Genomic DNA, 15,804 nt, shown 5'->3' on the forward strand with positions numbered 1-15,804 from the left:
CGCAGGCCGCCGCCCACATGTCCCTTCATCTAAACCAACAATGTCAAAGATCCGACACAAATACCCCGACGCCGCTATACCCTTCCCGTTTTACCAGAAAGGCCAGCGCGCCAAGTCTCGTGTGACCACTGCAAAACCCCGTAAGGGCCATCGCTGCGGTGAAACCCATCTAGGGAACACCTCAACGACCGTCAAACCCTTTCTGTCAGAAATATGCAAAATTGTTCCCATCAATCTGAAACATCGCGCATTCACCCCTTGGCAGGGCCTTGAAGGTAGGGTCGTGGCATGACTCCATCCCACCTCCTGGACGCCAAGGCGCCCGAATCGCTGCACGCGCAGGTTCGGCGTGCGGTCATATGGCGTTCGGGAAGTCAGATCGTTGGCCAAATGGTGCAGTGGGCTTCCACGTTCCTCGTCATCCGGCTGCTCGATCCGCGGGATTACGGGCTGTTCGCAATGGCGCAGGTCGTTCTCGTATTCCTGAACATGCTCAACGGGTTCGGTCTGGCGAGCGGGCTGATCCAGGCCGCCGACGTCACCGAGCGGCAGGTCCGCCAGCTGTTCGGGATGCTGATCGCGCTCAACGCAGCGTTGGCGGCGTTCCAGCTGATGCTCGCACCGCTCGCCGCCGCCTATTACCGCCAGCCGATCGTCGCCGACATGCTGCGCGTTCAGGCGCTGCTATACCTGACGACGCCCTTCATCGCACTGCCCTTCGCGCTGCTGAGCCGACGCATGGATTTCCGGCATCAGGCGAGAGCGAACATCTGCGCCTCGATCGCCGCCGCCGCCGCGGCGCTGGGGGGCGCTCTCGCGGGATGGGGCGTATGGACGCTGGTCATCGCACCACTCGTGCTGTTCGCCGTACGCGGTGCGATGATGACGTGGAGCGCGCGGTCGTTCGTCTGGCCAGTCTTCGACTTTCGCGGAGCCGGGCATCTGGCGCGTTATGGCGGGATCGTCGCGGCGGGGCAGCTATTCTGGTTCGGGCAGAGCCAGGCGGACGTGTTCATCGCCGGGCGGCTCTTCTCCCCCCATATGCTCGGCATCTACACGACCAGCCTGTTCCTCGCGCAGATCTTCGTGTCGAAGGTCGTGCCGCCGCTGAACGAAGTCGCCTTTTCGGCCTATGCCCGCATCCAGCACGATCCCGACGCGATCGCCGCCGCGTTCGTGCGATCGGTCAAGATCATCATGGCCGCCGCCCTGCCCTTCTACTTCGGATTGGCCGTCACCGCCGAGCCGCTGGTGCTGACCGCGCTCGGGCCGAAATGGCAGGAGGCCGCGCCGATCGTCCAGCTGCTCGCACTCGCGATGCCGCTGATGACGTTGCTGGTGCTGTATACCCCCGCCTGCGATGCGCTGGGGCGGCCGGGCGTCGGCGTCAGCAACGGCGCAATCGGCGCGGGCATCCTCGCAACCGGCTTCCTGATCGGTGCGCAGTGGGGGCCGGTCGGCCTCGCGACCGCGTGGATCGTGGCCTATCCGATCTATCTCGCCATCAGCAGTTACCGGGCGCTGCCGGTGATCGGGGCGAGCGGCCGGGCGATCGTCATGGCGATTGCGCCGGTGCTGGTCGCCTCTTCGGTCATGGCGGGGTCGGTGATGCTGGTCGACCGGGGGCTGCCGGCGCTGTCGCCGCTGCCGCGTCTCGCGATCCTCGTTGCGGCCGGGGCGATGGTCTATACCGGCTGGCTGGTGCTGTTCGCGCGGGCGACGCTCAGCGAACTGATCGCGACGGTGAAGCGCAGCGGTTAGACGCCCGTCACATCACGCCGTCTGGATATAGTCGCGCATCGCCGCGGCGTCCGCCTCGATCCGGTCGATCCGGTATTTGACCAGATCGCCGATCGACACGAATCCGACCAGCGCGTCTCCGTCCAGCACCGGCAAATGGCGGATGCGGCGGTGAGTCATCAAGGACAGCGCGGCGATGACCGCGTCGTTGCGAGACACCGTCACCGCCGGCGCGGTCATCGCGGCCGACACCGGACCCTCGAGCGCCGCCGCACCGCCGTCCTTCAGGACGCGGATCACGTCGCGTTCGGAGAAGATGCCGACGACGCGGCCGCCCTCGATCACCGGCACCGCACCGATCCGCCGCTCCCCCAACAACGCCACCGCCTCCGCGACGCTGGCGCGGGGCGCGATCGTGACCACGTCGTGGTCCACGGATTTCAGGATCGCCGCGATCGTCATCCTCGCCTCCCTAGTGACGCCGGTTCCGACCTGTCGCCGGGCCTCTGTCGCGCCGCTGTTGAGGAAATCACGTTTCGCGTTCATTGGAAAGCACATGGATCACGGATCGCACCGCCCCGGGGCCGACCCGACACCGCCAGCCCCGAGCGGGCTGACGGACCGCGACTATGCGCGGTTCGCCTGGGCGCGGTTCCGATCGTTGCTGGCGTGGATGACGCTGGCCGCGGCGACGATCGCGGCGGCGGCGATCGTGCTGCTCGGGCATCTGCAAGGGCCGCTGCATCTGGTGACGATGTTCGCGATCCTGGGCGGGGTCGGCGGATCGGTGATGCTGGCCGGGGCGCTGATGGGACTGGCGTTCCTCAGTTCCGGCAGCGGGCATGACGAGGATGTCGAGCGGATCGATTAGGCATTCGGGGCTTCGGCCAAGTCGCCTTTCTCGCCTCTTTTTATGCCCCCCCCCCTCGGGAGAGCTTGGGGAGGGCTTCTCCGCGGGGGATGCAGCTTGGGGCGAGGCCCTCCCCCAGCCCCTCCCAAAAGGAGGGGAGTTTAGAAGCGGACCTCAGTTGCGGAGCAAGTGAAGAGGCGGGGAGCGTTCTGCTCGCAACGCCCTGCCTGCCCGAACGAAAGAGGCCGGCGTCCTTCCGGACACCGGCCTTTTCCGCATCCCCGTCCGACGATCAGTCGGTGGTCGCGTCCGCTGCGGCGACGCGGGTGCGGCGGCGGCGCGGGCGGGGCGCTTCGTCGTCGGCGTCGTTGGCGGGAGCGCCGGAGATGCCGAGCGACGGGGGCAGGCGGTCGGCGTCGACCCCGTTGCTTTCCGGGCCGGTGCTGTCCGGCATGCTGTTCGCGGACGCGGGGCTTTCCGATGCCGCGACCGGAGCGGCCTCGACCGCGGCGTCACGCCGGGGACGCCCGCGGCGACGCGGGGCGACCAGCGGCGCATCCGCCTCCAGCACGGCTTCCGCGCGCGCTTCGAGATTCTCGCCGGGGGCCGGGGGATCGGCGCGGCGCTGGCCGGCGACCTCGGTTTCCGTCTCGACCTGTTGCGGCGCATCGCGATCCCAACGGCGCGGCTGGCGCTCCTGCCGCTCGCCATCGGGGCGGGTGTCCTGACGCGCATCCTGACGGCGGGGCTGGCGCTCGGCGCGCGGGGCCTCTTCGCCGTTATCGTCGGACTGGTTGTCCCAGCGGCGCGGCTGACGGTCGCCGTCCTGGCGATAGTCCTGTTGACGATCCTGCTGCTGACGATCCTGGTTCTGCCGGTCCTGCTGCTGGCGGTCCTGCTGGGGGCGACCCTCCTGCTGGCGACCTTCCTGCTGACGGCCATCACGGCGCAGCGGACGCTCGGCGCGCTCGCCACGGGGCTCGGCGTTGCGGTCGCCGCGCGGCTCGGCGCTGCGCTGCTCGTTGCCGCGCTGCTCGTTCCGGTCACCCATGTTACGGTCGCCGGTATTGCGCTCGTAGCCGCGATCGTTGCCCCGGTCGTTGCCGTTGCGGTCACCCCGATCGTTGCCGCGGTCGCTGCCGTTGCGGTCGTTGCCGCCCCGGTCATTGCCGTTGCGGCCACCGTCCTGCTGCTCGCCGGCGCGGATCGGCTCACCCTCGTCGCCATAATCGTCGTCATTGCCGTCGATGTCGAAATCGGGCTGCTGGCGGCGCGGCTGCTGATCCTCGAAGCGGCCACGCTGGTCGCTGAGAACGCGGAAATAATGGTCGGCGAACTGCAGATAATATTCGGTGTTCACGCGGTCGCCCTGCCGCTGCGAATCCGCGGCGAGGTTCTTGTACTTCTCGTACAGCTGGTTGGCGTTGCCGCGCGCGCGGTTGTCGATGCGGTTGCCGTTGTCGGGACGACCCTGGCCACCGGTACGCGGGCCACTGCCGTTATTGCCACCACCGCTGGCATTGCCACCACGACCGCGACGGCGACCGGCCTGCCGATTATTGATCAAGCTGTTCGTCCCTAATCCAGAAGAGATACGTATCCGCTGTGCCTTCGCGTCCGATCCGGAGCGCGACGGGACCGTAATCCGGCCCGTAACGTCGCCCAGCGTAGCGGCGACCTGTGCCTTCAGGGTGCGGGCGTTGCCGCGATCTCGAACCGCCTGTCGTCCGGCGACCGTGTCGCCCAGCGATAACCGATGAAAATCGTGTGCCCCGACCCGCCCATAGCGGGCGTCGGGCCTGCCCGACAAGCGAAATATGGGTGATCCAGTTGAGCCGTCAAGTCGCCAGCAGCACGCCCAGCAAGACTCGGGGCCGCCCACCGAGATCGCGGTGTTCCGTCACGGCGAACCCCTGATCGCGCAGCAGGTCGCCGACGGCCTGCGCCTGCGTCCAGCCGATCTCCAGCAGCACCGCGCCGCCGGGCGCGAGCAGGCGGCGCAATTCGGGTGCGAGGCGGCGGTAATCGTCGAGCCCCTCCGCGCCGGCATACAACGCCGCCGCCGGTTCGTGCGCCGCGACCTCCGCCGGAAGGTCGTCGCCGGTGGCGATGTAGGGCGGATTGGAAACGATGCAGTCGAACGATCCCGCGGTCGCCGTCGCCCAGTCGCCCTGCACGAACGCCGCGCGGCCCGCGAAGGCAGCGCCGTTGATGCGCGCCCAGCCCAACGCCTCCGCCGAGCGGTCGACGCCGAGCCCGCGCGTGTCACGCCATTCGTCGAGCAGCGCGAGCAGCAACGTCCCCGGCCCGGTGCCGAGATCGAGCAAGGTCGCGGGCGGCGTGTTTGCGAAGTGCGCCACCGCCGTCGCGACCAGCGTTTCGCTGTCCGCCCGCGGCACCAGCGCCCCCGGCCCAACCGCCAGATCGAGTGTCCAGAACCCACGCGTGCCGGTGATATAGGCGACCGGCTCCTGCCGCTCGCGCCGTGCGACGAGCGCTGCGAAGCCGGGCGGGACGGGCCGATCGAGATCCAGCAGCAGCGCCGACCGCTCGATCCCGAGCGCATGCGCGAGCAGCAGTTCGGCGTCGAGGCGGGGCGTCGCGGAGAAGCCGAAGCGGGCGGTGGCGGCGGTGAGGGCGTGCCGAAGCCCCGCCTTGCCAAGAGCGTCAGACACACCGCACCACCGAATGCGACCGACCTGATGCTGGTTTGGATGTCGGACCTCTCCGCGGAGCTTGCCGCAGGGGGAGAAACCCGACCTCCACCGCCATCCCGAGGGAGATCGTTGTATTGCTTCCTCTGCCACCCCGGCGAAGGCCGGGGTCCCGTTGCGACGTCTGCGGTCGCTGACGGAGGGCGTTACCCAACTGGGCCTCGGCCTTCGCCGGGGCGGTGACTTGGCGACAGGCCACGGCGCTGGTTCGCGATGCTTCCCTGGTCGGAAGGAGCTTGCCTTCGCCGTCCACGCCGCGCGCCATCAGCCGTCCAGCGAGGCCAGCCGTTCCGCCTCGTCCTCGGCGATCAGCGCGCCGACCAGTTCGCCCATCTCGCCCTCCAGGATTTCGGGCAGGCGGTGGAGCGTCAGGTTGATGCGGTGATCGGTCACGCGGCCCTGCGGGAAATTATAGGTGCGTATCCGCTCCGACCGGTCGCCCGATCCAACCATCGCGCGGCGCGTGCCCGATCGCTCGTTCGCCAGCCGCTCGCGCTCCGCCTCGTACAGGCGGGTCCGCAGCACCTTCAGCGCCTTGGCCTTGTTCTTGTGCTGCGACTTCTCGTCCTGCTGGATGACGACGAGGCCGGTCGGAAGGTGCGTGATGCGGACCGCCGAGTCGGTCGTGTTGACCGACTGGCCGCCGGGACCGGACGAGCGGTAGACGTCGATGCGCAGATCCTTCGCCTCGTCGATCTGCACGTCGACCTCCTCCGCCTCCGGCAGCACCGCGACGGTGGCGGCGGAGGTGTGGATGCGGCCGCCGCTTTCGGTCGCGGGAACGCGCTGCACGCGGTGGACGCCGGATTCGAACTTGAGCTTGGCGAACACGCCCTGCCCGGTGACGGAGGCGACGACTTCCTTGAACCCCCCCGCGTCGGAAGACGAGCCGGAGATCATCTCGACGCGCCAGCCCTGTCCCTCGGCATAGCGCTGGTACATGCGGAACAGGTCGCCGGCGAACAAAGCCGCCTCGTCGCCGCCGGTGCCGGCACGCACTTCGAGCATCGCGGAGCGCTCGTCGGCGGCGTCGCGCGGCAGCAGCGCTAGCGCGAGGCGGTGGTGCGCCGCCTCCAGCGCCGCCTTGTTCTCGCGCAGTTCCTCCGCCGCCATCTGGCGCAGTTCCTCGTCGGCGGTATCCTCGGCCATATAGGCCAGGCTTTCCGCCTCCTGCCGCAGCCGCCGCACCTCGCCCGCCGCCTGCGCGACCGGCTCCAGCTCGGCATATTCCTTCGACACCGCGACGAACCGGTCGCCGGGCAGGTCGCCCGTCGCCATCTGCGCCGCGAGTTCGTCGCGCCGCGCCTCGATCTGGCGGATGCGGTCGGGGGAGATGGGGGTCATGCGCGGATGCCGATCGTGACGGCGTGATCGAAGCCACTCCCCGTCACCCCAGCGAACGCTGGGGTCTCGTGGTGGCGCGCGGTCGGCCCGGCCTCGGGAAGACCCCAGCGTCCGCTGGGATGACGGGGAGTGGTCGGGTGACGGGAAGCCATCACCGCAACGCTTCCGGCAGATCGGCGAACGCCACGTCGGACTGCGTCCCCGCGCCCAGCAGTTTCACCGCCGCCGCTCCCTTGGCGAGTTCGTCGTCGCCGACGATCACCGCCGCGCGCGCGCCCAGCGCATCCGCCTTCGCCAGCCGCTGCTTCATCTTGCCCCTGTAGCTCATCTCGATCGCCAGCCCGGCGCGGCGCAGGGTAGCCGTCAGCCCGACGCAATGCGCTTCCGCCGCCGCGCCCATCGGCACCACGACCGCGTCGATCGTGGTCGCCGCCGGCTCCGCCACCAGCATCGCCAACCGCTCGACCCCCGCCGCCCAGCCCACGCCCGGTGTCTCCGGCCCACCCAGCGAGCCGATCAGCCCGTCGTAACGCCCGCCGGCCAGCACCGTGCCCTGCGCGCCCAGCCGATCGGTCACGAACTCGAACGCGGTGTGCCGATAATAATCGAGGCCGCGCACCAGCCGCGGGTTGCGCGTCCACGCCACGCCCGCCGCGTCGAGACCCGCCGTCACCGCATCGAAGAACGCGCGCGCGTCGGGCGTCAGGAAGGCGTCGATGTCGGGCGCGCTGTCCGCGGCCGGCCGGTCCTTCGGGTCCTTGGAGTCGAGGATGCGCAGCGGGTTCTTGTCGAGCCGCTTCAGGCTGTCCTCCGACAGGTCGTCGCGATGCGCCTCGAAATGCGCGACCAGCGCCGCGCGCCACGCGTCGCGCGTCTCCGCGTCGCCCAGCGTGTTCAGTTGCAGCGTGACGCCCCCATTTTCCCCGGCGATGCCCAGTTCGCGCAGCAGCTGGTCGGCCAGCACCAGCAACTCCACGTCCGCCGCGGGTTCTGCCGCGCCGATCACCTCCGCGTCGATCTGATGGAACTGGCGATAGCGGCCCTTTTGCGGGCGCTCGTACCGGAACACGGGCCCGGACGTCGCGAGCTTCAGCGGCGCATATTGCTGCCACCCCTCGGTCAGGTACGCGCGCGCAAGTCCGGCGGTGAATTCGGGACGCAGCGTCAACAGGTCGCCGCCGCGGTCCGGGAACGTGTACATCTCCTTCGACACGACATCGGTCGTTTCGCCGATCGAGCGCGAGAAGACCTCGGTCGCCTCGAAGATCGGGATATCGACGCGCTGGAAGCAATACAGCGCGCGCACCCGCTCGAACGTGGACAGCACGTGCGCGAACCGCCGCTGCTCGTCGCCGAAGATATCCTGCGTGCCGCGCACGCGCTTGGGGGTTTCGATACGGGCCATAGACGCGCGGGTATCTAGGCGAGGCCGCGGCCAAGCGCTAGCGTCCCGCGCATGAGCACAAACGCGTGGTGGGGCCTCGGCCAAAGAGTGGCGCCGCCGCGCTTCGTGCTGTTTGCCGTCGTATTCGCGGCGGCGCTGGCGGTCGGTATTCCCGAATGGGGTCGCGGGCGCGGGATCATGGCCGCGTTCGATGTCGCCGCGCTCGTCTTCCTGCTTGCGATCACAACGCTGTTCCGCCGCGGCGAGGCGGAGCGGATGCGCGCCGCCGCACGGGCGAACGACGCCAACCGAGCGGTGCTGCTCGGCTTCACCGGGGTGACGATGGCCGTCATCCTCGTCGCGGTCGCGGGCGAGCTGAAGGGGCGCAACGACACGGCCGCGATCGTGCTGGTGATCGCGACCCTGGCGCTGGCGTGGCTGTTCTCCAACACCGTCTACGCGCTGCACTATGCGCACCTGTTCTACCTCGACGATCCGCTGGGCCGCGATGCCGCCGGGCTGACGTTTCCGGGAACGGACACGCCCGATTACTGGGACTTCCTGTATTTCAGCTTCACGCTGGGCATGACGTTCCAGACCAGCGACGTGGAGATCGGCTCGGGTCGCATCCGCCGCGTCGTGCTGGGGCAGAGCCTGGCGGCGTTCGTGTTCAACCTCGGCGTGGTGGCGTTCACGATCAACGTGCTGGGGGGTGGGTAGACCTCGCTCCTAACTCTGCTGGGGAGGAAATGAGGCGTCGTAAGCGACTGGACTTCTGTCCTTTCCGATCATTACACTGGCGCCTTCCAATCTTTCGCCCATCTTCCGAGAAGGCCGTCCATGCTCCGATACGCCGCCGCCGCCGTCCTGCTCTCCTCCACTGCCAGCATCGCACAGGTGCCCGCCGGCAATTCCGCGCCGCAGCCGGTGCCGTTCGTCGACACCGTCCCTGCCGCGCAGGACGTCGCGTATCCGGGCACGATCCGCCTCGACGTGGACGCGACCGACAACGAACGCGGCATCTTCCGCGTCAAGGAGACCATCCCCGTCGCGAAGTCGGGCCACATGGTCCTGCTGTTCCCGAAATGGCTGCCCGGCGCGCATTCGCCGCGGGGCGAGATCGAGAAGCTGGCCGGCCTCGTGATCCGCAGCGGCGGGCGCATCCTGCCGTGGCGGCGTGACCCCGTCGACGTGTTCGCCTTCCACATCGACGTGCCGGCCGGCGCGAAGACGCTGGACGCGGAGTTCCAGTTCCTGTCCGCGACCAAGGCCGATCAGGGCCGCGTCGTCGCCACGCCGACGATGATCTCGCTCCAGCCCAACTCCGTCAGCCTGTATCCGGCCGGTTACTTCACCCGCCGCATCCCGGTGCAGATGACGGTGAAGTTCCCCGCCGGCTGGACCGCCGCGGGTGCGGTTCCGGCCAAGGCCGCGCAGTCCGCCGCCGCCGCGACCTACACCTACGACACCACCAACTACGAGGTGCTGGTCGATTCGCCGATCCTCGCGGGCAAGTACGGGAAGACGTGGCCGCTGTCGGAGCGGGTCGACCTCAACGTCTTCGCCGACAGCCCCGACCAGCTCGCCGCAAAGCCCGAACAGATCGATGCGCACAAGCGCCTCGTCGAACAGGCGGTGAAGACCTTCGGCGCGCAGCATTACGACAAATACGAATTCCTGCTGTCGATCACCGACCAGCTCGGCGGGATCGGGCTGGAGCATCATCGCAGTTCGGAGAACGGCGTCGGCCCCGGCTATTTCATCGACTGGGAGAACAGCGTCACCCGCCGCAACCTGCTGCCGCACGAATTCACGCATAGCTGGGACGGCAAGTTCCGCCGCGGCGCGGACCTGTGGACGCCCGATTTCCGCACCCCGATGCAGGGGTCGCTGCTCTGGGTCTACGAAGGCCAGACACAATTCTGGGGATACGTCCTTCAGGCGCGCTCGGGCATCGTATCGAAGCAGGACACGCTGGACGCCTATGCGACGATCCTCGCGACTTACGACAACACGCCGGGTCGCCAGTGGCGACCGATGGTCGACACCACCAACGATCCGGTAATTTCGGCGCGCAAGCCCAAGGGCTGGACGAGCTGGCAGCGGTCGGAGGATTATTACAACGAGGGCCTGCTGGTGTGGATGGAGGTCGATTCGATGCTCCGCAAGCAATCGGGCGGCACGAAGTCGATCGACGATTTCGCCAAGGCGTTCTTCGGCATCCGCGACGGCGACTGGGGCGAGGTCACCTACACGTTCGACGATGTCGCGCAGACGCTGAACACGATCCAGCCCTATGACTGGGCGGGTTTCCTGCGCATGCGCCTGACCGAAACAGGCAAACCCGCGCCGCTCGGCGGCTTCGTCGCGAACGGGTATACGCTCGTCTACACCGACACGCCGACCTCGTACTTCACCAAGGCGGAAAAGGCGCGCGGCACCGACGTGTCCGCCTCGCTCGGACTGGTGGTGAACAAGGACGGCGTCGTCACCTCCTCGATCTGGGGCAAGCCCGCCTACACCGCCGGCATCGATGTCGGCACGGAGATTACCGGCATCGGCGGCATGGCGTATAGCGGCGATCGGCTGAAGGCGGCGATCCTGGCCGCGAAGGGCACGAAGGAGCCGATCCGCCTGCTCGTGAAGAATGGCGACCGCCTCCGCGACCTGACTGTCGACTATCACGACGGCCCCCGCTATCCGCGCCTCCAGAAGACGGGTGCGGGCGAGACGGGACTGGACCGTCTGCTCACGGCCCGTTGATCGGCATTACGGAACGGGGATTGCTATGCGTATCGACCTGATCCCGGTGGGCAAGAGCCCGCCGGACGACCTGAACGTCATCATCGAGGTGCCGACCGGTGGCGAGCCGGTGAAGTACGAGTTCGACAAGGCGTCCGGCGCGCTGTTCGTCGATCGCATCCTGCACACGCCGATGCGCTATCCGGCGAACTACGGCTTCGTGCCGCATACGCTGTCGCCCGATGGCGATCCGCTCGACGCGCTGGTCATCGCCCGCTCGCCGTTCATCCCCGGCTGCGTCGTGCGCGCCCGCCCGATCGCGGTGCTGAACCTGGAAGACGAGGCCGGTGGCGACGAGAAGCTCGTCTGCGTCCCCGTCGACGAGGTGTTCCCATACTATTCCAACGTCGGCGGCCGCGCCGACGTGCCGGAGATCGTGTTCGAGCAGATCGAGCATTTCTTCACCCACTATAAGGACCTCGAAAAGAAGAAGTGGGTCCGCATCGGCGTCTGGGGCGATGCGAACGAAGCCAAGCGCATCACGATCGAAGCTATTGCCCGCTACGACGAAGCCAAGGCCAAGGGCGAGGAACCGCACGACCACGACGTCCCCGGCCGCGATTGAGGGTCGTTGCGACCGGTACCTTTGAATATCGTGGGATATCACATCACGTCCAAAGCGGACCTTGTTCGTCTCGGAGCCGGTAAGGCACTGGTCTAGCGTCTCTCCTCCATAAATAAGGGAGAGACGCATGGCCTATCGCAGGCGCAACGGACACGACACCTGGCATTATTGTCGCAACTGCACGCTCTGGCCCACGTCCGACTATAAGGAACAGTCGACGAAGCCGACCACGGGCGAGTTGTGCAATCAGTGTCGCTCGAAGGACAGCGCCGGAACCTGCACCAAATAGGCGTGGACGCTTCGATCGCGATCGGTAGACGCGATCGGAGCGTCACCCTGACAGCGGCTCGCGATGTCTCGCGATTGCGGCGGGTCGGGGTCGCGACGAATGAGGCGGCCGGCATCGGGGAGATCGCGGTATGGGCGAGTATGACGGCATCCGCGTGCGCGCCGACCTGCTCGGCCTCTACGAGACGCCCGTGCTCCACGGGCACCTCGCCGACTCGCAGGCGCTGACCGCCGCGCTGGCGGCAGCGATCCGGGCGAAACGCGCGGCCGACCCCGGCATCGCGCGGTCCAATGTCGGTGGCTGGCACTCGGCCACCGACATGCTGGGCACCGCCGGAATGGGGTGGGGCGGCCCCGCCGCCGCGACGCTGGCGGAGACGGCGGTGAAGATGTGCAAGCGCCTGTCGTGGTTCGAAGGACGCGACGCCGCCTCCTATGAGTGGACGGTGCGGATGTGGGCGAACGTGTCGCCTGCGGGTGCACTCAACATGAGCCACGCGCATCCCGGCGTGCTCTGGGCCGCAGTATTCTACGTCGACATGGGCACGCCCCCCGCGGAGGGAGAGGCCGGCGGCGAACTGTTCTTCGAAGACCCCCGCGCACCCGTCCCCTATATGCGCCTGCCCGGCTTCCGCCTTGTGGGCACCGACGGCCAGCCACAGCCGATCGAGCGGCGCGTCGTCACCAGGGTTGGCGACCTCGTCGTTTTCCCCGCCTGGACCCGTCACGGCGTTCGCCCTCACCTCGGCACCGGCGACCGGATCTCGGTGGCGATGAACATCGACGTGAAGGCCTAGTAACATCGGGAGGGGCCCCGCGCCTCTCGCGCCGCAGCCGGTGCCGGCATGCTTGCCCGCCTAGCGGACGGACCGTGGCTCAATCGGGATCCAAGTGCCCTGCCAGCCTGCGCAGAGCATCGCCGTCGACGCGCTGCACCGTCCACTCGTCCTGCCCCACCGCGCCCATCGCGCGGTAGAAGGCGATCGCGTCCGCGTTCCAGTCGAGCACGGACCATTCGAAGCGGGCGCAATCGCGCTCCACCGCCAGCCCCGCCAGATGCCGCAACAGCGCCTTGCCGACGCCGCGTCCGCGTGCCGAGGGGGTTACGTACAGATCCTCCAGATACAGGCCGCGCTTTCCCTGCCACGTCGAGAAATTGTGGAAGAACAGCGCGAAGCCGAGCGGCCCGCCATCCTCGGCGATCACCGCCTCCGCCGCGGGTCGCGCTCCGAACAGCGCCTCATGCAGCATCGGCTCGGTCGCGAGCACCGCATCCGGCTCGCGTTCGAACACCGCCAGCTCCCGCACGAAGCGAAGGATCGTGGCGACATCGGCTGGTTCGGCGGGCCGGATCACGGCGCCACCTGGATCTGCGCGGCGATGTCCCTCGACCGGGCGGCGTACAGGCACGCGGCGACGATCACGCCCGCCCCCGCGATCGTCCACAGCGACAGTCGCTCGCCGAACACCGCATAGCCGAGCAGCGCGGCGTACAGGAACGATGTGTATTCGGTGGTCGCAAGATAACCCGTCTCCCCATGCGCATAGGCCCAGCCCAGCAGGAACAGCGACGCCGTTGCCAGCGCTGCGCCGATCGCCAGTTTGGGCCATTCGCCCGCATCCGGCCATATCGCCAGCCACGGTGCGGCGCAGAGCAGGATCAGGCCGATGATCCCCGACTGGAAGAACGCGATCTCCCCCGGCCCCGCCGCCTGCGACTGCAATCGTGCGACGATCAGGTTCACCGCGTACAGCACCGCCGATGCGATCACCGCGACCGATCCGGCCAGCGCCTCCTCGCCCAGCCGCATCTGCGACTGCCCGGCCAGCACCACGAGCACGCCGCCAAGCGCCGCAACGGAGCCGATCGCGACGCGCCGGCCGACGCGTTCCTTGAGCACGACAGCGCCCAGCAGCAGCGCGAGGATCGGGGCGACGTAGGTCAGCGTGATCGCCTGCGCCATCGGCACGCGCGCCAGCCCCCAGAAGAACAGCACCGCCATTACCGCCGTGACGCAGGCGCGCAGCACGTGCAGCCGGAACCCTCGCGCGCTCGGCCGCGGCGCACCACTGCCGCCCCAGATCGCTGCGCCGAGCCCCGCCGAGATCAGCGTGCGCCACAGCAACGCGTTATAGACGCCGATCGCCAGCACCAGCGACTTCATGAACGCATCCATGATCGAGAACAGCCCGATCCCCGCCGCCGCCACGGCAAAGGCCAGCGCGGGCGTGACGGGACGTGGTGCGGTCACCGGATTTGCCGTATTTCGATGGCAAGGCCCAACGTCGACCACTTCGTATCTGCGGTCAGCAGCGGAAGATTTCTCTGAAGTGCCAGGGCAAGGCAAATCCGATTAGCCAACAACACGTCGTCGTAGCGTGTCCTTAACCGCAAGGACGCAGCCAGGATCGCCTGCTGCTCGTCGAATGGCGTGACGACGAGGCCCAAGTCATCCAGCAACGCTTTGCACGACGCAACGTCGATGCCCCGGTCATTCATCTTGGCAAGCGTCTCAGAGAAGTTGACCGCTGAACAACGCGCCATGCAAATGCGGGATGGCGACTTCTGCGCCGTTTTCCTGCTGAAGCACCGCCATCACGGCGGATGCATCGACAACATGCGTCACGCGCCTGGGCGATCCTTGGACCACCTGTCATCATCGGCGTTCTCACGCGCCGCCTCCGCACGCCGGTCGGCTATCAACTCGTCTGCGATGCTAGTCTGGTCGCCGGACGGCAGCATCGCGCGAAAACGCGCCTGCACATCGCGGACGACCTGCTCATAATTCTTCAACACAACCTTGCCGTCCTCGCGAGCGATCGTCAGCACCGTGCCCGGACGCAGCCCGAGTTCCTCCGCCAGTTCATCCGGCAGGACCAGCTGTCCTTCAGCGGTGACACGGGCTTGATAGGTCACGGACGACTCTCCGGTGGCAGAGCTACCACGGGACCTATGCCGCCGCTAGCGCGCGCGCCTCATCGGCCGCGTCGATCTCCGCCGCCTTGGCCTCGACCAGTCGCACGATATGCTCGATCATGTCGGCGTCCTGGACGTGGTGGTCGGTGACGCCGGACAAATACACCATGTGCTTGCCGTTGCCGCCGCCGGTGATGCCGATATCGGTTTCGCGCGCCTCGCCGGGACCGTTGACGACGCAACCGAGCACCGACAGCGACATCGGCGTGCGGATGTGCGTCAACCGCTCCTCCAGCGCCTGCACGGTGCGGATCACGTCGAACCCCTGCCGCGCGCAGCTGGGGCAGGACACGACGCGGACGCCGCGGTTGCGGATGCCCAGCGCCTTCAGGATCTCGAAGCCGACGCGGACCTCCTCCTCCGGCTCGGCCGACAGCGACACGCGGATCGTGTCGCCGATGCCGTACCAGAGCAGGGACCCCATTCCGATCGACGACTTGACGGTGCCGCCGATCAGCCCCCCCGCCTCGGTGATGCCGAGATGCAGCGGGCAGTCCACCACTTCCGCCAGTTGCTGGTACGCCGCGACCGCCAAGAACAGGTCGGACGCCTTCACCGCGACCTTGAACTCGTGGAAGTCGTGGTCCTGCAACAGCTTGATGTGATCCATCGCCGACTCGACCAGCGCATCGGGGCACGGCTCTCCGTATTTCTCCAGCAGGTGCCGCTCCAGCGACCCGCCATTGACGCCGATCCGGATCGCGCAGCCATTCGCCTTCGCCGCGTTGACGACCTCCTTCACCCGCGCGGCCGAGCCGATATTGCCGGGATTGATCCGCAGGCACGCGACGCCCGCGTCCGCCGCTTCCAGCGCGCGCTTGTAGTGGAAGTGGATGTCGGCGACGATCGGCACCCGCGATGCGCGGACGATCTGTTTCAGCGCCGCGGTGCTTTCCACATCGGGGGCGGAGACGCGGATGATGTCCACTCCCGCATCCTCGCAGCGGCGGATCTGGTCGATCGTCGCGACGGGATCGCTGGTGGGCGTGTTGGTCATCGTCTGCACGGTGACGGGCGCGCCGCCGCCGACGGGGACGGTGCCGACCATGATCTGGCGGCTCTGACGGCGGACAATGTCGCGCCACGGTCTGATGGACATGGGCCCCTTATACAGCGCGCGGGTTGCGGTTCAAAGACCAG

Annotated in this window: 16 protein-coding genes; 6 read left to right on the forward strand and 10 right to left on the reverse strand. The window is 68.0% G+C overall.

All coding sequences use genetic code 11. From position 1 onward, the window contains the following. Positions 1-288 precede the first annotated feature (288 nt). Entirely contained in the window at positions 289-1,761 is a 1,473-nt protein-coding gene (locus ILT43_RS09780) for a lipopolysaccharide biosynthesis protein (RefSeq protein WP_239474530.1), read from the forward strand. A 12-nt stretch (positions 1,762-1,773) separates the two neighbouring features. On the opposite strand, the gene ILT43_RS09785 is transcribed toward ILT43_RS09780, so the two are convergent. Continuing rightward, positions 1,774-2,202, reverse strand: a complete 429-nt coding sequence (locus ILT43_RS09785) for a CBS domain-containing protein (RefSeq protein ID WP_211534482.1) — start codon at positions 2,200-2,202, stop codon at positions 1,774-1,776. Between the two features lie 94 nt (positions 2,203-2,296). On the opposite strand from ILT43_RS09785, the gene ILT43_RS09790 reads away from it, so the two are divergent. Then, complete coding sequence (locus ILT43_RS09790) at positions 2,297-2,611, forward strand: hypothetical protein (protein WP_204198788.1); 315 nt, start codon at positions 2,297-2,299, stop codon at positions 2,609-2,611. Positions 2,612-2,882: 271 nt separating this feature from the next. On the opposite strand, the gene ILT43_RS09795 is transcribed toward ILT43_RS09790, so the two are convergent. The 4 genes from ILT43_RS09795 to hisS all read right to left on the reverse strand — a co-directional run bounded on the left by ILT43_RS09795 (position 2,883) and on the right by hisS (position 8,053). Then, positions 2,883-4,157 (reverse strand): DUF4167 domain-containing protein, encoded by a 1,275-nt coding sequence (locus ILT43_RS09795; RefSeq protein ID WP_204198789.1) that lies wholly within the window; start codon positions 4,155-4,157, stop codon positions 2,883-2,885. A 271-nt stretch (positions 4,158-4,428) separates the two neighbouring features. Beyond that, positions 4,429-5,265 carry a peptide chain release factor N(5)-glutamine methyltransferase gene (prmC, locus tag ILT43_RS09800; RefSeq protein ID WP_204198790.1) on the reverse strand — a complete coding sequence of 279 codons (837 nt, stop codon included), beginning with the start codon at positions 5,263-5,265 and terminating at the stop codon, positions 4,429-4,431. Positions 5,266-5,568: 303 nt separating this feature from the next. Continuing rightward, entirely contained in the window at positions 5,569-6,648 is a 1,080-nt protein-coding gene (prfA, locus tag ILT43_RS09805) for a peptide chain release factor 1 (RefSeq protein ID WP_204198791.1), read from the reverse strand. Between the two features lie 151 nt (positions 6,649-6,799). Beyond that, positions 6,800-8,053 carry a histidine--tRNA ligase gene (hisS, locus tag ILT43_RS09810; RefSeq protein WP_204198792.1) on the reverse strand — a complete coding sequence of 418 codons (1,254 nt, stop codon included), beginning with the start codon at positions 8,051-8,053 and terminating at the stop codon, positions 6,800-6,802. Between the two features lie 51 nt (positions 8,054-8,104). Here hisS and ILT43_RS09815 point away from each other — a divergent pair, with 51 nt between their 5' ends. The 4 genes from ILT43_RS09815 to ILT43_RS09830 all read left to right on the forward strand — a co-directional run bounded on the left by ILT43_RS09815 (position 8,105) and on the right by ILT43_RS09830 (position 12,484). Beyond that, positions 8,105-8,752, forward strand: a complete 648-nt coding sequence (locus tag ILT43_RS09815) for a DUF1345 domain-containing protein (RefSeq protein WP_204198793.1) — start codon at positions 8,105-8,107, stop codon at positions 8,750-8,752. A gap of 120 nt (positions 8,753-8,872) precedes the next feature. Next, a complete protein-coding gene (locus ILT43_RS09820) occupies positions 8,873-10,795 on the forward strand; it encodes a M61 family metallopeptidase (protein WP_204198794.1) in 1,923 nt (640 codons plus the stop codon). 25 nt (positions 10,796-10,820) lie between these two features. After that, positions 10,821-11,399: an inorganic diphosphatase gene (gene ppa / locus ILT43_RS09825; protein WP_204198795.1), complete on the forward strand. Its 579-nt coding sequence runs from the start codon at positions 10,821-10,823 to the stop codon at positions 11,397-11,399. 419 nt (positions 11,400-11,818) lie between these two features. Further along, a complete protein-coding gene (locus tag ILT43_RS09830; protein ID WP_204198796.1) occupies positions 11,819-12,484 on the forward strand; it encodes a TIGR02466 family protein in 666 nt (221 codons plus the stop codon). Between the two features lie 79 nt (positions 12,485-12,563). On the opposite strand, the gene ILT43_RS09835 is transcribed toward ILT43_RS09830, so the two are convergent. The 5 genes from ILT43_RS09835 to ispG all read right to left on the reverse strand — a co-directional run bounded on the left by ILT43_RS09835 (position 12,564) and on the right by ispG (position 15,763). After that, positions 12,564-13,043 carry a GNAT family N-acetyltransferase gene (locus ILT43_RS09835; protein ID WP_211534450.1) on the reverse strand — a complete coding sequence of 160 codons (480 nt, stop codon included), beginning with the start codon at positions 13,041-13,043 and terminating at the stop codon, positions 12,564-12,566. Next, complete coding sequence (locus ILT43_RS09840; RefSeq protein ID WP_204198797.1) at positions 13,040-13,939, reverse strand: EamA family transporter; 900 nt, start codon at positions 13,937-13,939, stop codon at positions 13,040-13,042. Before ILT43_RS09840 ends, ILT43_RS09835 begins: the two co-directional genes overlap by 4 nt. Then, a complete protein-coding gene (locus ILT43_RS09845; protein ID WP_204198798.1) occupies positions 13,936-14,232 on the reverse strand; it encodes a PIN domain-containing protein in 297 nt (98 codons plus the stop codon). Before ILT43_RS09845 ends, ILT43_RS09840 begins: the two co-directional genes overlap by 4 nt. 78 nt (positions 14,233-14,310) lie before the next feature. Then, entirely contained in the window at positions 14,311-14,604 is a 294-nt protein-coding gene (locus ILT43_RS09850; RefSeq protein ID WP_204198799.1) for an AbrB/MazE/SpoVT family DNA-binding domain-containing protein, read from the reverse strand. A 34-nt stretch (positions 14,605-14,638) separates the two neighbouring features. Further along, entirely contained in the window at positions 14,639-15,763 is a 1,125-nt protein-coding gene (gene ispG, locus ILT43_RS09855) for a flavodoxin-dependent (E)-4-hydroxy-3-methylbut-2-enyl-diphosphate synthase (RefSeq protein WP_055844068.1), read from the reverse strand. Positions 15,764-15,804: the final 41 nt, after the last annotated feature.

It is taken from the genome of Sphingomonas longa, assembly GCF_016892685.1.
Classification (GTDB): domain Bacteria; phylum Pseudomonadota; class Alphaproteobacteria; order Sphingomonadales; family Sphingomonadaceae; genus Sphingomonas; species Sphingomonas longa.

Coding starts and splice junctions, on each gene's coding strand:
- ILT43_RS09780 (WP_239474530.1), top strand. CDS start 289: ATGACTCCATCCCACCTCCTGGACGCCAAGGCGCCCGAATCGCTGCAC.
- ILT43_RS09785 (WP_211534482.1), bottom strand. CDS start 2,202: ATGACGATCGCGGCGATCCTGAAATCCGTGGACCACGACGTGGTCACG.
- ILT43_RS09790 (WP_204198788.1), top strand. CDS start 2,297: ATGGATCACGGATCGCACCGCCCCGGGGCCGACCCGACACCGCCAGCC.
- prfA (WP_204198791.1), bottom strand. CDS start 6,648: ATGACCCCCATCTCCCCCGACCGCATCCGCCAGATCGAGGCGCGGCGC.
- hisS (WP_204198792.1), bottom strand. CDS start 8,053: ATGGCCCGTATCGAAACCCCCAAGCGCGTGCGCGGCACGCAGGATATC.
- ILT43_RS09815 (WP_204198793.1), top strand. CDS start 8,105: ATGAGCACAAACGCGTGGTGGGGCCTCGGCCAAAGAGTGGCGCCGCCG.
- ILT43_RS09820 (WP_204198794.1), top strand. CDS start 8,873: ATGCTCCGATACGCCGCCGCCGCCGTCCTGCTCTCCTCCACTGCCAGC.
- ppa (WP_204198795.1), top strand. CDS start 10,821: ATGCGTATCGACCTGATCCCGGTGGGCAAGAGCCCGCCGGACGACCTG.
- ILT43_RS09830 (WP_204198796.1), top strand. CDS start 11,819: ATGGGCGAGTATGACGGCATCCGCGTGCGCGCCGACCTGCTCGGCCTC.
- ILT43_RS09845 (WP_204198798.1), bottom strand. CDS start 14,232: ATGGCGCGTTGTTCAGCGGTCAACTTCTCTGAGACGCTTGCCAAGATG.
- ispG (WP_055844068.1), bottom strand. CDS start 15,763: ATGTCCATCAGACCGTGGCGCGACATTGTCCGCCGTCAGAGCCGCCAG.